This is a genomic window from Latilactobacillus parafuchuensis, from assembly GCF_055271665.1.
Genome location: NZ_CM143875.1, coordinates 1,638,883 through 1,654,274, shown reverse-complemented (window position 1 = coordinate 1,654,274; position 15,392 = coordinate 1,638,883). Strand labels below are relative to the sequence as shown.

General features: G+C 42.1%; 15 protein-coding genes and 1 other annotated feature. Of the genes, 2 read left to right on the top strand and 13 right to left on the bottom strand.

Annotated features, from left to right (window positions below; translation table 11 throughout):
- Positions 1-102: 102 nt before the first annotated feature.
- The 8 genes from greA to ACVPPQ_RS08125 all read right to left on the bottom strand — a co-directional run bounded on the left by greA (position 103) and on the right by ACVPPQ_RS08125 (position 8,123).
- The gene (gene greA, locus ACVPPQ_RS08160; RefSeq protein WP_463493902.1) at positions 103-576 is read right to left on the bottom strand and encodes a transcription elongation factor GreA; all 474 of its coding nucleotides are present in this window, start codon (positions 574-576) and stop codon (positions 103-105) included.
- Positions 577-610: 34 nt separating this feature from the next.
- Entirely contained in the window at positions 611-1,240 is a 630-nt protein-coding gene (udk, locus tag ACVPPQ_RS08155) for a uridine kinase (RefSeq protein ID WP_463493900.1), read from the bottom strand.
- An 81-nt stretch (positions 1,241-1,321) separates the two neighbouring features.
- Positions 1,322-2,467, bottom strand: a complete 1,146-nt coding sequence (gene mltG / locus ACVPPQ_RS08150) for an endolytic transglycosylase MltG (RefSeq protein WP_463493899.1) — start codon at positions 2,465-2,467, stop codon at positions 1,322-1,324.
- 84 nt (positions 2,468-2,551) lie between these two features.
- Positions 2,552-4,972 (bottom strand): phenylalanine--tRNA ligase subunit beta, encoded by a 2,421-nt coding sequence (gene pheT, locus ACVPPQ_RS08145; protein WP_463493897.1) that lies wholly within the window; start codon positions 4,970-4,972, stop codon positions 2,552-2,554.
- Between the two features lie 3 nt (positions 4,973-4,975).
- Positions 4,976-6,022, bottom strand: coding sequence for a phenylalanine--tRNA ligase subunit alpha (gene pheS, locus ACVPPQ_RS08140; protein WP_463493895.1), 1,047 nt, complete (start codon positions 6,020-6,022; stop codon positions 4,976-4,978).
- A 45-nt stretch (positions 6,023-6,067) separates the two neighbouring features.
- Positions 6,068-6,271 (bottom strand) — a binding site (T-box leader).
- 23 nt (positions 6,272-6,294) lie between these two features.
- Entirely contained in the window at positions 6,295-6,663 is a 369-nt protein-coding gene (locus ACVPPQ_RS08135) for a winged helix-turn-helix transcriptional regulator (RefSeq protein ID WP_463493893.1), read from the bottom strand.
- Positions 6,664-6,734: 71 nt separating this feature from the next.
- Positions 6,735-7,247 carry an HD domain-containing protein gene (locus ACVPPQ_RS08130; protein ID WP_463493891.1) on the bottom strand — a complete coding sequence of 171 codons (513 nt, stop codon included), beginning with the start codon at positions 7,245-7,247 and terminating at the stop codon, positions 6,735-6,737.
- Between the two features lie 114 nt (positions 7,248-7,361).
- Positions 7,362-8,123: a TrmH family RNA methyltransferase gene (locus ACVPPQ_RS08125; RefSeq protein ID WP_463493889.1), complete on the bottom strand. Its 762-nt coding sequence runs from the start codon at positions 8,121-8,123 to the stop codon at positions 7,362-7,364.
- 125 nt (positions 8,124-8,248) lie between these two features.
- On the opposite strand from ACVPPQ_RS08125, the gene ACVPPQ_RS08120 reads away from it, so the two are divergent.
- Positions 8,249-8,527, top strand: coding sequence for an acylphosphatase (locus ACVPPQ_RS08120; RefSeq protein WP_463493887.1), 279 nt, complete (start codon positions 8,249-8,251; stop codon positions 8,525-8,527).
- A gap of 62 nt (positions 8,528-8,589) precedes the next feature.
- On the top strand, positions 8,590-9,573 hold the full coding sequence (gene yidC / locus ACVPPQ_RS08115) for a membrane protein insertase YidC (RefSeq protein WP_463493885.1): 984 nt from the start codon (positions 8,590-8,592) through the stop codon (positions 9,571-9,573).
- 51 nt (positions 9,574-9,624) lie between these two features.
- On the opposite strand, the gene ACVPPQ_RS08110 is transcribed toward yidC, so the two are convergent.
- The 5 genes from ACVPPQ_RS08110 to ACVPPQ_RS08090 form a co-directional block, all read right to left on the bottom strand.
- Entirely contained in the window at positions 9,625-11,127 is a 1,503-nt protein-coding gene (locus tag ACVPPQ_RS08110; protein ID WP_463493883.1) for a HAMP domain-containing sensor histidine kinase, read from the bottom strand.
- Entirely contained in the window at positions 11,127-11,813 is a 687-nt protein-coding gene (locus ACVPPQ_RS08105; protein ID WP_463493881.1) for a response regulator transcription factor, read from the bottom strand. Before ACVPPQ_RS08105 ends, ACVPPQ_RS08110 begins: the two co-directional genes overlap by 1 nt.
- A 258-nt stretch (positions 11,814-12,071) precedes the next feature.
- On the bottom strand, positions 12,072-13,493 hold the full coding sequence (gene gndA / locus ACVPPQ_RS08100; RefSeq protein ID WP_463493880.1) for an NADP-dependent phosphogluconate dehydrogenase: 1,422 nt from the start codon (positions 13,491-13,493) through the stop codon (positions 12,072-12,074).
- 160 nt (positions 13,494-13,653) lie between these two features.
- Positions 13,654-14,214, bottom strand: a complete 561-nt coding sequence (locus ACVPPQ_RS08095; protein WP_025083912.1) for a DUF177 domain-containing protein — start codon at positions 14,212-14,214, stop codon at positions 13,654-13,656.
- Complete coding sequence (locus ACVPPQ_RS08090; RefSeq protein ID WP_056950298.1) at positions 14,214-15,386, bottom strand: nucleotidyltransferase; 1,173 nt, start codon at positions 15,384-15,386, stop codon at positions 14,214-14,216. The genes ACVPPQ_RS08095 and ACVPPQ_RS08090 overlap by 1 nt, the downstream gene beginning before the upstream one ends.
- Between the last annotated feature and the right edge of the window lie 6 nt (positions 15,387-15,392).

The window sequence follows — 15,392 nt, the reverse complement described above, 5'->3', positions numbered from 1 at the left end:
TATACTAAGGTTTCAACAAAACCCAATCCGTCTATGGGCTGATTAATCAATCAGCCTCATCAAAAAAGACAACCCGCTGGATTGTCTTTTTTGATAAAACCTTTATTTAACTTCGGTAATAGTGACGTGCATGTCGCCACCCGGTGTTTGAATCACGACTTTGTCGCCGGCTTGTTTGCCAACGATTGCTTGACCAATCGGTGAATCATTTGAAATCTTGCCCGCAAGTGGATCAGATTCAGCCGCCCCAACAATTTGGTACGTTTCTTCTTCACCATCTTCATCGTCGGTGAAAGTCACAGTTCTCCCAACCGCGATAATGCCATCAGCAACACTGTCAGCATCAATCACTTCAGCAAAACGTAACATATTTTCAACTTCTAAAACGCGACTTTCTAACGTGCTCTGTTCATCTTTTGCTGATTCATATTCTGAATTTTCAGATAAATCACCATAGCTACGCGCAATTTTAATCCGGTTAATAACTTCTGGTCGTTTCACCATTTTTAACGTTTCTAGTTCTTCAACTAATTTTGCTTTACCAGCTTCGGTCATTGGATATTTTTTTCCAGCCATATTAGCCACCTCATTTATTTCGTTATTTTTTTAATTAAGCGTGTAAAATCGATTGAATCTTCGTCACTAATAAATCAATCGCAACGCGGTTATTGCCACCTTCAGGCACAATCAAATCCGCATAGCGTTTAGTCGGTTCGATAAATTCATGAAACATCGGTTTAACCGTCTTCAAATACTGCGCCACAATGTCGTCAAAACTCCGGCCGCGGGCTTCCATATCACGACTCATCCGCCGTAATAGTCGGATATCATCATCGGTATCGACGTAGACCTTGATGTCCATTAAATCTCGTAGCCGTGGATCAGCCAATACCAAAATACCTTCTAAAATAATCACATCTTGGGGTTCGACGTACACGACTTCATCCGTTCGGTTATGAATCGTATAATCATAGACCGGTTGTTCAATTGCTTGATGTTGTTTTAATTGCGTGACTTGCGCCAACAATAAATCCGTATCGAATGCATCTGGATGATCATAATTGGTTTGTTGTCGTTCTTCAAACGGTAAGTCTTGATGTTTATAATAAGCATCTTGTGGTAATAACATCACCGAATGATTGGCAAATTTAGTGGCAATGGCTTGGCTAACGGTTGTTTTACCGCTACCTGATCCACCGGTAACCCCGATAATAATTGGTGCTTTCTTTTTACTCGACATGAGACGCTCCTCTATTCTCCACTTCTTTTTGGACAGACAGAAGTCGACCCCGATTGAGGTCGACTTCTACGATTTTATCAGTTAATCTTCAATCGAATTGGTTGTTTGGGTATGTTCATCTAACGTATGTGAATAATAAACTTTCCCAGTCTTGAGATTAGCGACAAAGTATAGATAATTTTGATCGCGATCGGCCGGATTTAAGACCGCCGTTACTGATTGTAAACTTGGTGAATTAAACGGTCCTGGTCCGTAACCCGAATGAACATACAAGTTATACGGTGAATCGACTTGGACATCTTTATTGTACAGATGCGTCTTATGTGTGTTCAACGCGTACATAACCGAAATATCAGATTGAATTGGCATCTCAATGTCTAATCGGTTAAAGAAGACACCGGCAATCTTTTGACGATCGCTTGCAGTCACCCCTTCACGTTCGACTAAGGAAGCCAAGGTCAAGACTTCTTGAACCGTTAACTTCTTGCTCTTAATGGTTGCGTAATAAGGGCGTAAGTTTTGATCCGTTGTTTTGACCATTTCAGTTACAATTTCTTTTAACGTACTGTCTTTATAAACTTCATAAGTAGCTGGGAATAGATACCCCTCTAGATGGTACCGGACATTTTTCTTAGCCATGGTTGACGTTAATAATTCTGGATATTTCTTTTTCAAGCTTGCTAAGAATTGCTTGTCTTTGATTAACTTAATGAAGTCCGCTTTTGAATACTTAGTATTCTTACCAACCGCCGTTGCGATTTCTTCCAGCGTGACCCCTTCTTTAACCAAGACCTTACCGGTCACATCTCGTGGTCGGGTTGGTGTGCCTTCTTTTTGCAAGTTTGAAATAATCTTTTCAAAGCCCATTGATTGTTTCAATACATGATAACCCGCTTGGAAATCCGAAAAATTATGGGTTTTAACGTAGTAATTGAAAACCGTTGCGCTCTTAATTAATTTCTTTTCTTGTAAAATAGCCGCAATTTCCTTATTGGTTGACCCATTCGGAATCTTGACCGTAATTTCAGTTTTAGCCGTTGTATTATAGGGTTTTAATGAGGTTTGGACATACCGATATCCCATTAAACCAATGATCACAACAAGGGCTAGTGCGATCCCAATAATCCAATAAACAATTTTATTGGCCGCTTTTTTCTCAGCCCGTCGTTCTGCATATAATTGTTCTGATGTTTGTTCAACTGGCTCCTTTTGATCAGCTTTCTTCAAAGGATGACCTCCTAATAAAACTTTTAAATACAATCCTTAAGACATTATACCAAAAATTTTATAAATTGCATTAAAGATTCGGTATTAACGTACTTTTGCGTCAAAAGTGGCCACTAAATGGGCAACGACTTTTTCAAATGCAGCATTGACTTCTTCTTCGGTCAACGTCGCGCTTTCATTGAGATACGTCAACGTATACGCCATTGATTTCTCACCGGCTTCAATATGACTCCCTACATAGACATCAAACAATTGAACGGACACCAAATGTTGGCCACCCTTGGCTTGAATCGCTGCCACTAAATCAGCGTTTGTCACCGATTCAGCGACTTGTAGCGCGATATCCCGAGTGATTTCTGGGAATTTAGGCGCTAGTTTAGCAATTAACGTTTGCGCTGGTAAGGCTAGAATTTGCGCAATATCAATTTGGAAAACATAAGTTTCTTTTAAATGATTTGCTTTAGCAATTTGCGGATGAATTTGGCCGACAAAACCGACCAAAATTTCACCAACATAGACTGCGGCTGTTCGGCCTGGGTGCATCTCAGCAAATTCACTCGTCGCAACATAGCGCACATCATCGACTAAATTGTAGCTTGCTAATAAAGCATCAACAACGCCTTTAATCGTATAAAAATCAACCACTTCAGCGGTTACTTGCCATGATTTAACTTGGCGGTTGCCGCTTAACAAGCCAGCGACGTATTCTAATTCATGAGGCCGATCTTGTTCAGCCGTCGTCTTCAAGAAAACCCGACCTTGTTCGTATAACGCTAAATCAGTTTGTTTACGAGCGACATTGTAGGCCGCATCATCCAACAAACCAGTGATTAAATTCATTCTTAAATCCGAATGATCTTGCGTCATTGGCCAATCTAGAACGGTCGCTGTCGCGGGTCGTAACATGAATTGTTGCGCCTTTTCTGGCGTGGTTAACGCGTAACTAATTGCTTGGGTTAAACCAGCGCCTTCTAAGAAATGGCGCGTGTGTCGTAGGGCTTTTTGGGCTGCATTTAACGCCCCAGTTGTCATGGCACCCGTTGGTAACGTACTTGGTAAATTATCGTAACCATATAAACGAGCGACTTCTTCAATCACATCGGCTTCAATTTCGATATCCCAACGACGCGCAGGCACGGTCACGATTAAATGGCCATCCTTATTTGCAACATCAAAACCAAAGCGGTTTAATAACGTAATCATCGTTTCAATCGTTAAATCAGTGCCTAATACATGATTAATCCGTTGGGCGTCAATTTCAACTACTTTAGCTGTGGGTGCCAATTGAGTTGGACTCACAATCCCAGCAGTCGCCTGCCCGTTGCCTAATTCAGCCATCATGGCTGCCGCAGCATCTAACGCCACTTGAACATCGGCTACGTTGACGCCTTTTTCAAAGCGTGATGACGCATCGGATCTTAAATTATGCCGTTGGGCTGTTTTACGCACCGCTGTCCGTTCAAAAATGGCCGCTTCGATAATCACATTCGTCGTTTGCGGTGTGATTTCTGAAGCCAAACCACCCATAACACCCGCTAAAGCGATTGGTTGGTGGCCATCGGTAATCACAATATCTTCAGTGGTTAATTCATGTTCGGCTTCATCTAAAGTCGTTAGTTTTTCACCGGCTTGTGCTAACCGGACTTCAATTTGTTTATCAGTGCCCGTTAGTGTATTGGCATCAAAAGCGTGCAATGGTTGACCGTAAGTCAACATCATATAATTAGTGACATCGACTAAATTGTTAATTGGCCGAATTCCAGCGTGCCATAAACGGGTTTGTAACCAGAGTGGACTGGGTTGAATCGTCACATTTTGAACCATTCGTAATTGATAGCTAGGGGCTAAGGTTGAATCCGCCACTTTAGCGCTAATTTGTGACGCCGTTGTCACGTCACTTTCAGCAACCGTCACGGTTTCAAAATGCGGTTTTATATCTTCAATGGCAGCCACTTCATGGGCCACACCGTGCATCCCCATCGCATCCGCGCGGTTAGCGGTTAGATCTAAATCAATGATTGAATCGGTCATCCCAAGGGCTTCATAGACTTCAGTGCCGGGTTCAATACTTTCTGGGAAAACAAAAATCCCATCGACATAAGCTTTGGGGACAACGCTGTCAGCAAAACCAATTTCTTGGAGGCCACAAATCATGCCCATGGAAGCCACGCCGCGCATCTTACCTTTTTTTATTTTAACGTTATCGGCAATTCGTGAATTTGGTAACGCGACAATCACATCTTGTCCGGCGGCCACGTTCGGCGCGCCACAGACGATCTGGAACGGTTCGTCTTCACCGACATCGACTTGGCAGACGTTTAAATGATCTGAATCTGGATGAGGTTGGCAACTTAAAATATGCCCAACCACAATTTTTTTCAGACCAGCGCTCATTTGGGTCACGCCAGCGACTTCAATCCCTGTCCGGGTAATTTTTTCAGCTAACGCGGTTGGTTCTGTTGTTAAATCTAGATAGTCTTTTAACCAGTTATAAGATACTTTCATGAATTAGCCCTCCTGTGTGAATTGATTTAAGAATCGAACATCATTTAAGTAGAAGTTTCGAATATCATCCACACCATATTTCAACATTGCAAAGCGGTCAATTCCGAGACCAAAGGCAAAACCACCATAAACGTCAGGATCAACACCAGCGGCTTTTAAGACGTTCGGATGGGTCATCCCAGCCCCTAAGACTTCAATCCAGCCGGTTTGTTTGCAGACGTTACAGCCTTGACCATTACAACGGAAACATGAAATATCCACTTCGACAGAGGGTTCCGTAAATGGGAAATAGCTAGGACGGAAACGTAATTGACGATCTTCACCAAAGATGTGGCGAATCGTGTATTCGAGTGTCCCCTTCAAGTCAGCCATCGTAATGTGCTTATCAATCACTTGGCCTTCCATTTGATAAAATTGATGTGAATGGGTCGCATCATCGGTATCGCGACGATAAACCCGACCGGGGCTAATCATGCGAATTGGACCGTTAGCAAAATCATGGCTTTCTAAATCGCGCGCTTCGTTAGGTGACATGTGCGTCCGCATCAACGTATCTTTCGTGATGTAAAACGTGTCTTGCATATCGCGAGCCGGATGATTGGCCGGAATATTGAGCATTTCAAAGTTATGCTTCTCATCTTCAACTTCGTACCCAGCGATGACTTGGTATCCCATCCCAACAAATAAGTCTTCTAAATCATCGATGACTTGGGTTAACACGTGCGGGGTGCCTTTGGTCACTGGTTGACCTGGCAACGTCACGTCCAGTGTTTCATGGGCTAATTGTGCTGACGCCTTCTTAGCTTCTAATTCAGCTTTACGAGCTTCGATGGCTTGCGCTAAATCAACCTTAATTTCATTGGCAAATGCACCAACTTTAGGCCGTTCTTCATTACTAAGATCACGCATCCCCCGTAATACTTCGGTAATCGGACCTTTTTTACCTAATACTTCAACCCGAATTTGATTTAACGCGTCTAGATCAACGACTTTTTGAATCTCTTGCAAACTTTTTTGTTGCAAGGCTTCTAACTGTTCTTTTAATGACATGCTTTGACCTCCTTATTTTTAACAACAAAAAAAGCCCCATCCCTCAAAAGGGACGAAGCTTCGCGGTACCACCCTAGTTTACAGTTATGGTAACTGTACACTCAAAATTGCATAACGGGCAACACCGGACTGATTAGTCAACTCTGAAAGTGAACTTCACCTAACCCCGTTTGAATAACTTCCAGTCAACTGGTTATTCTCCCTGTTAAAACGGCTTAATAGGTTACTCTTTTTCGTCTTTGTTTTAATAATTCTATTTTAGCGTAATTTAATCAATTTCGCAACTCATCTTCTGGGTCACACCACTTATCAGACCACTGGTGGACAGCCGCCATTACGGGTGCTAATTCTTCACCTTTGGCGGTTAAACGGTATTCAATTAATGCCGAATCCGTACTTGTTATTCGGTCAACAACGCCAACCTGTTCGAGTTCCTTTAGTCGTTCGACTAAGACGCGGTCGCTGCATTTTGGGACACTATGCACTAAATTTTTAAACCGTTGAGTTCCGTTTTCTAATAGGACATCTATGATCAGACCATTCCACTTCTTACCTAGAATTGAAAATGTTTTTTCAAATTTAGGACAAAGTTGAAAGGCCTTCTGACAGTCAGAAGTTGCCTTTTCCTTAATCATATCCATTTTTTTCACCTCACACTTATTAATAATAAGTGTACTGAATATTGTTTCAAAAATCAATCTTTTAGCCTAAGCTATTTATTGATTTGTGATGACGCAACTGGTTTAGACCAACGCTTCTTCATCTTTTGCCAAACGGGTGAACAAAATTCAGTAATTGCACAATAATCATCGACCAATGAGACAATGTAACTTTCCCGATAATGCGGTAAACCAACCGTTGCGCCCCACATGTGTTTAACAATGATGTCTTTTTCCAGTGGTGACAACTCAGTTAGCTTCTCCGCATTGCGCAAGGCAATTCGGGGATGCACGTACGCGTGGGTGCCTAAATCAAATTTAGTGTCGCGCCAATCGTAATAGAATAAATCATGCAATAACCCCGCCCGTGCGATTGAACGCGCGTTTAGGTGCCATTTAAGGGCGACTTCGTAGCTCCGGTAAGAGACACTCAAAGAATGTTCCAACCGGTCAGAATGATGATGTTGGGTGTAATTAGCCAACTGTTGCACTTCTGGTTTCTCTAACAAATCGGCAATAATTGCCATGTACGTTTCATCAGTGGACCATTTAGCAGATGTATTCATTCAAAGACTCCTGACATGATTTAAATTAAATTCTGCCCATAGGATAACAGCTTTTACATTAAAAAAGAAGTTAAACGCCTTAAAAAGTTTTGACTATTAGAAAAACTTAACGATTTAGCCTTCGATTAATTTAAACATCAGAATCCCAGCAGCGACTGCCACGTTTAATGATTCGGCATGTCCTGGAATTGGAATGTATAAATTATCATCAGCAGCGAGCAATAGATCAACACTGACACCATTGCCTTCATTGCCTAAAATCAAAGCCAAATTATCAGACTTAGGGACAGCTTGATAGCTAATCGCTGATTGGTTTAATTCAGTGCCGTAAACGGGGACTGATTGATGTTGGAATCGTTTAACCCAGTCCAGTAACTTACCTTGATAAACGGGCAAATGGAAATGGCTACCTTGCATTGACCGTAACAATTTAGGATTATATAAATCAACACTGCCTTCACCTAAGACCACACCAGCAAACCCAGCAGCGTCCGCTGTCCGAATCATCGTGCCAATGTTACCAGGATCTTGAACGGCGTCTAATAAGAGATAACGGCCTTCTAACGTTTCTGGTACGGTATTTTCAACCAGTTCAACGACTGCAAAGATGCCTTGAGGAGCTTTAGTTTCACTTAAATGTTGCGCCACTTCTGGGGCAATTTCAAAGGTTTGATCGTAGAAACCACGTAAAGCCCGTTCTTCAACATATTTATCCGTTGCAAAAATTTGACGAATCGTCGCTTTACTTTGGATGGCTTCTTGCACGAGATGCCAACCTTCTAATAAATAAGTATTTTCCTTACGTTGATTCTTTTTAACCGTTAATTTTTTAGCAGCTTTAATCTTAGCGTTTTGGTTCGATTGAATGTATTCCATAATGTGCTCCAGTCTATTTAGTACCTATTATTATACGCGATTTGCCCCCCAATAGCTATGGGGACCATTCTTATTGGTCGCCAAAATGACCAGAACAGCTTACAATAGTATTTGAGGTGATTGAGATGAAAAAAGCAGTGCAATTAAACGTTTATGGTCGCGTGCAAGGCGTCGGCTTTCGCTGGATGACTAAACTCGTTGCGGACCAACTCGGGATTAAAGGCACCGTTGCCAACCAAGCCGATGGTTCCGTCAAAATTATTGCGATTGGTGAATCCGCTATTTTAACCCAATTTATTGGAGCCGTTAAAGCGTCGCCGAGCCCTAGTGGACACGTTACTAAATTGGTTCAAACCGAGCTAACCGATGTGTCACCGTGTCGTAAATTTTCGGTTGTTGGTTGAAATTCAGCGTTCCTTCCAGTATAGTTACTCTTGTTGAAACTTTACTTGAGAGGGTTAAATTTATGAAAAAAAATAAACGCATTGCAACGCTTGCAATGTTAGCATTGACGATGACGTTCTTCTTGGCTGGCTGTGTGCCCCAAAAGATGAGCGCCCATCCTAAGATTCCAACTGGTTTGATTTACGGGTCATCTTACAAGTACATCGCATTACCTTTACAGCATTTAATGGAAAGCATCGCGAACTTCTTTGGTGGGTTGAACGGCTACGGCTGGGCAATCATCATCATCACCTTCGTGGTCCGGATGATTCTATTACCATTGATGCTCAATCAATCGAATAAGATGACGGAACAACAAGAAAAGACCCGTCGTTTAAAACCGCAATTAGATATTATTCAAGAACAACAAAAAGTCGCCACTTCACCTGAAGAAAAGGCAGAATTAAGCCAATTAATGATGAAAGTTTACAAAGAGAATGGCTCAAGTATGATGCCTAGTCTCGGTTGCTTAACGTTAATCATTCAATTACCAATTTTCTCCGGCTTATACCAAGCGATTCAATATTCACCAGAAATTTCGAGCAGTCATTTCTTGGGCATTGGCTTAGGCCAACCGAACATCATTATTACAATTGTAGCCACCTTATTCTACGTTGGTCAAAGCGCATTGTCACTCGTTGGCATGCCCGCAGAACAAAAGAAACAAATGCAAACAACGGTTCTTATGAGCCCAGCCATTACGTTCTTCATTTCATTATTCGCCCCAGCCGGCTTAGCACTTTACTTCTTGGCTGGTGGGATGATCATGATTATTCAACAAATCCTCACCACTTTCGTCATCATGCCCCGTGTTAAAAAACGGGTTGATGCTGAAATTGCTGAAAATCCAATTGTCACAGTCGTGACCCGCGAAATGTTTAACAAACAAACCGTTAAACCCGCGCAGGCTGCTAGTGAAACAAACGTCAACACTAATGACCATTCATCCACAACGACTGGCCACAAACGTAATTCTGGTAAACAAAACCATAAACCACAAGCTTAAATCAAAAAAACAGGGGTCATCGCTTAATTCAAAGCGATGACCCCTGTTTTTTTAATGGTTTTCTTCTGGTTGTTCAGTCGTTGAAGTTAGTTTTAAGGGAAGTTCAATCCGGAAGACCGAACCATGCCCGACGCTACTTTCTAGCGACACATTGCCTTCATAGCCTTCAACTAATTGTTGCGCGATGGCTAAGCCTAAGCCATTGCCACCCTTCTCGCGACTACGCGCTTTATCGACCCGGTAGAAACGGTGAAAAACCCGTTTCTTATCATCTTCAGAAATCCCTTCGCCGAAATCTTGAACGGCAACCTGCGCGTAACGTTCATCACTAGCAACCGCGATGTGAATTTCTTTGCGAGTCGTTGTATATTTAATCGCATTATCCAATAAAATAATCATAATTTGTTCCAAGTGATTGCGATTGACGTTGACTAACGCCGGTTGATGTAAATCATCGTCTAAAATAAACGTAAAATCAGGATAGAGCATTTCAAAGTTGTGGTAATTCTGTAACACAACTTCACCGACATCGGTGACTTCCGCGGTCCCTTCAGTCACTGCTTGGTCCGCACGCGTCAAATCTAACATCTCTTGAATTAAATTCTTCATGCGCAATATTTCCTGTAACGAAGCCGCTAATGATTCAGCAAGTACTTCTGGATCATCCTTACCCCAACGATTTAATAGTTGGAGATGGCCTTCAATAATCGCGACCGGCGTCCGTAATTCATGCGAGACGTCACTCACAAATTGGTCTTGTTGTTCAAAATAATGTTGAATTCGATTGAGCATCGCATTAAACGCCAAACCTAATTCGGACAATTCATCTTGACTACGTCCTGTTTTCGGAATTCTGACAGCTGAATTCGGTTCTAAATTAATCGTTTCAATCGTCTGTTTCATGACTTCAATCGGTTGTAAAAATTGATTCGCCAATAAATACCCAATCACGACACTAAATAACATCGCGAACAAAACCACGACGACTAATACAATCCGTAATTCATTCATCGCATGATTATAATCGCGTAGATTATTCAGGACTTGGACGTACCCTATCACTTTACCGGAACGGCCCGCTTTAATCGGCCGGATGCCCACTAAGCGCGTTTGCCCAAACGTATTTTGACGTCTCAGTGTATTACTATCGCCCTTTGGAAAAGTCCCAACGGAACCCCGCGAGGCAAAAACCCCATGTTTGTCAGCATTAAAGACTTTAACCGTGATATCTTGTTGGGCTAAACGCATTAAGGCAGTATCTTGATAAATTGATTTAGAGCCCCGTAATTCGGGATCTAACTGATTAGTCACGTATTGGGTCGATAGGGGTTGATCAGCTTGCGCTAGCCGCTGTTGGATTACTAGAACCGTATCATGGACATTGTCGACTTCTTTATTGAGTAAAATATTTGAAATACTACTCGAAATCACAATTGAAAAAATCGCAAAAGTAATAAAGATGGCTAACCCGACGGCAGCTGCCCATTTTACTTTTAGCGATATTTTTCGACCCTTATTAACAACTTCAATGGGTTGGTCTTGTTCGGCGTTCATCAAGAGCGCATCACATAACCCGTACCACGAACCGTTTGGATGTAACTTTGTTCGCCAGCACGATCAATTTTATTTCTTAGATAACGAATATAAACATCAACCACGTTTGTTTCGACGTCCGAATCATAACCCCAAACCTTGCTTAATAGCACATCACGCGCTAAAACAACGTTGACGTTTTCCATTAATGTTAGAAGTAATTCATATTCCCGCTTGGTTAATTCGATGATATCATCACCACGACGCACAACTCGATTTTCTTTTTCGATTGTTAAATCGCGATAAGTCACCGTCGTTTGTTTCGTCGCATTATGTTCGCCTTCAATATCAATTCGGCGCAATAATGCACGTAACCGAGCTAATAATTCTTCAATCGCAAACGGTTTAACGATATAATCATCAGCCCCATGATCAAGGCCAGAAACGCGATCAATCACTGAATCACGCGCAGTCATCATAATAATCGGTGTATTCTTGACTTGGCGCACTCGGCGACAAACCTCTAACCCGTTTAATTCTGGCAACATTAAATCTAATAAAATGGCATCCCATTCTTCACTTAAAGCAGCTTCCAAACCAGTTCGCCCATTAAAATGAACCTCGGTTTCATAACCTTCATGTTTTAGCTCTAATTCTACAAATCGTGCTAAATTCTTTTCATCTTCAATAATTAATATGCGACTCATGTGGTCACTCCCCAGAAACGAAATTTGATGTCTGCCATAAACGCTCATTATAATGAGACCTTTACTCATCATCAATTAATGTTACACAGAATATTCTCTTTATTATTTTAGCATAGATTAGTCTAAATAACTAACTAAACTAGCTAGCCCTAGCTCATTATCTACTTCAGGATACCCCTTAAATTTTAATCAAATTAAACAAGCACCCTAGCCATTTAGTGGCCTAAGATGCTTGTCGAATCGTAACTTAGTGTTACCTTATTGTTCTTGATACCAAGTATAATGGAACGTTCCTTCACGATCAGTTCGTTGATAAGTATGTGCACCAAAATAATCGCGTTGTGCTTGGATTAAATTAGCGGGTAAGACTTCTGAACGATATGAATCAAAGTACGTAATCGCTGCTGTTAAACCAGGTGCTGGGACGCCTTGTTGAATGGCTAAAGCAGCCACATCACGAACGGCGCCTTGATAATTTTTAGTAATGTCTAAGAAATAGTCGTCTAATAATAAATTATTTAAATCAGATTGATGATCAAAGGCATCGGTAATCTTTTGTAAGAAACGCGCACGAATGATACAACCTTCACGCCAAATCTTAGCGATTTCACCATAATTTAATGACCAATCATAATGATCTGAAGCCACCCGCATTTGTTCGAAACCTTGGGCATAACTCATGATTTTACTGAAATAGAGGGCTTGGCGAATCTTTTCAATCATCGCTTTTTGATCGCCACTAAATTTAGCAACCGTTGGGGCTGGTAAAATCTTGCTAGCCGCAACTCGTTCGTCCTTCATCGCTGAAATATAACGCGCATAAACTGATTCAGTAATCAAGGATTGGGGCACACCTAATTCAAGCGCGCTTTGGGAACTCCATTTACCAGTCCCCTTATTGCCAGCTGCATCTAAAATCACGTCAACAATTGGTTTACCAGTTTCTAAATCATCTTTACGGGTCAAAATATCAGCTGTAATTTGCATTAGATAACTATCCAATTCGCCGTGATTCCATTCTTGGAAGACCGCGGCAATTTCTTCAACTGATAAACCGACGACGTTACGGAGTAAGTTGTAACTTTCAGCGATTAATTCCATATCGCCGTATTCAATCCCGTTATGCACCATCTTCACGTAATGACCTGCACCATTCGGGCCGATATAAGTCACACAAGGTTGACCATCTTCAGCTTTAGCTGACATTTGTTCTAGGATTGGGGCAACTAGGTCATAAGCTTCCTTTTGACCGCCTGGCATCATTGAAGGGCCTTCTAAGGCGCCTAATTCACCACCAGAAACACCCATGCCGATAAAGTTAATCCCTGACTTATCCAATTCTTTATTCCGACGGATTGTATCACCGAAGAATGTATTGCCACCATCAATTAAAACATCACCTTTATCCAATAAAGGTAATAATTCAGTGATGACCGCGTCAGTCCCAGCACCGGCTTTGACCATCAAAATAATTCGACGTGGTTTTTCAAGTGTCTTCACAAAATCAGCGATTGTGTAACTAGCGACCAATTTCTTTTCAGCGTGGTCTTGCATGACCGCTTCCGTTTTAGAACCTGTCCGGTTATAAATGGCGACTGTGTAACCGCGACTTTCGATATTTAATGCTAAATTCTTGCCCATAACTGCCATCCCGATGACACCAATTTGTGGTTGACTCATGTAAAAGGCCTCCTAATAATGTTCTAATTTTAATCGTCACCCATTAATTTTCCAGTAACGTGTTTACTCTGATTATGTTAGCAGAATTGGGGCTCAAATAAAAGGATTTTAACCGAAATGGACCGGTCCATTTTAATTTTTGGTACAAAAAAACGCCAGCTTAGTTGGCGTCATCGTTTTTAGCATCTAACATTTCTTTTAACTTCGCTAATTCTGGATTCGGTGCATATTCTTCTTCAGCTTGTTTCTGCGCAAATTCTTCTTCAGAAATCACGGCCCACGCTTCGCCAGCTGGCATCACGTTTTCCTGTTCTTCTTCGGTTGTTAGAATGTGGCTGGGAATATGCAACAAGATATGATCTTCAATCGCATTTTGTAACGTTAATGTTTCGCCTTCCAATGGGAACAACATATCAGCATCGGTAAACCGATCTAAATCTTCATCTTCAGGATCGACATAAATCTCACTAAACTTAAAATCAAGTGGTAATTCAACGGGTAACAAGCTGCGTGTTGAAGGTACCGTTAATTGGCCGACAACGTGAACAACGGCAATAATTGCCCGTTGATCAACGGTTAATTGGCCATCAACTTTAAATTCAGAGACATCGATAATATCGGGTTCTCTTTCTTGCAAGTTCCCCTTTAGTGCGAGCACTTCTTCAAACGGAAGTGGTCGATCGCGGTGTTTTTGTAAAGCTTGGACTGACCATTGTAACATTATTCAACATCCTTTCCCTGATAAAAAAGTGGTTGTCTTGCAAAATTCTGATGCGTATTCGTCAATTGCTCAAAGAGTCGATCGACACGCACTTCTAATCCTAACAAACCAGTCTCGGCCCCCAGCTTCGCCGAAATTTTACTAATTAACGGCCAAGTCAGTTGCTTTTTTAATTGGTGTAGATAGGTTTGCCCGACTTGGTTAAATCCTAACAAACGAACATACGGCTGCTCAAGGGTTTGCTGAATCGCCGTATCTTTAATATTTAAAAGAACGTATAAGCAAACGCGTTGTAACCGCGCATACGTGTACCGTTTGGTCTTTAAAGCTTGCAATAACGCTTCGTAGCTGTCAACTTGGGTGATAACCTTCTTAAAACGGTATTCCAGGCCTTCCGACATCTGGTAGACCTGTCTTAATTCGGCTAACGGCGTACTATTAATCCGGTATTGTAACAATGGCCACAGTTGCGACCACTGGACCCCCTGCTGCGTTGTTAAAGCCGCCATGGTTGTGGCCGGCACGACTGGTTGAACCGTGGTCAAATCAACTGGCGTGTGCGCCAATACTTTGCGAATCGCACTCGCACTCGCGTACACCCCAGTTTGAATCAATTGGTCGGCATGTTGCGCTTGTTGGCGTTCAATCGCTACCAATTGCATCGGTTGTGCTAATCGTGCATTAGCGACCGCATAACTAATGCCTAACAAATGATTCGGCTGATCGATAGAAAGGTTCAACGTTTGTTGATAGAATTCATTTAACTGCGTCGCATACGTCTTTTGATAGTCGACAAAGGCTGCAGACTGCGCCGGTAAAGCCGCAATCTTTTGCCCGATTGTTTGATAATCAAAAGCCGCTTCTTCACTACCAAAGGCCACTGTTTGACACCCCAATTGGGCTAATAAATCAATCGCGCCAGTCGCAAATCGGTCGGCTGGTTGAACGGCACTCGCAAATGGCAACTCGACGACCATATCCGCCCCCGCAGCCAATGCAAGTTGCGCACGCGTCCATTTATCAAGTACTGCCGGTTCGCCCCGTTGCACGTAATTCCCGCTCATACAAACAATCACGACATCCGCCTGTGACGTTTGTCGTGCCTGTTGTAATTGATAACGATGACCGTTGTGCAACGGATTATATTCAGCGATAATCCCCGTAACTTTCATAGCAAC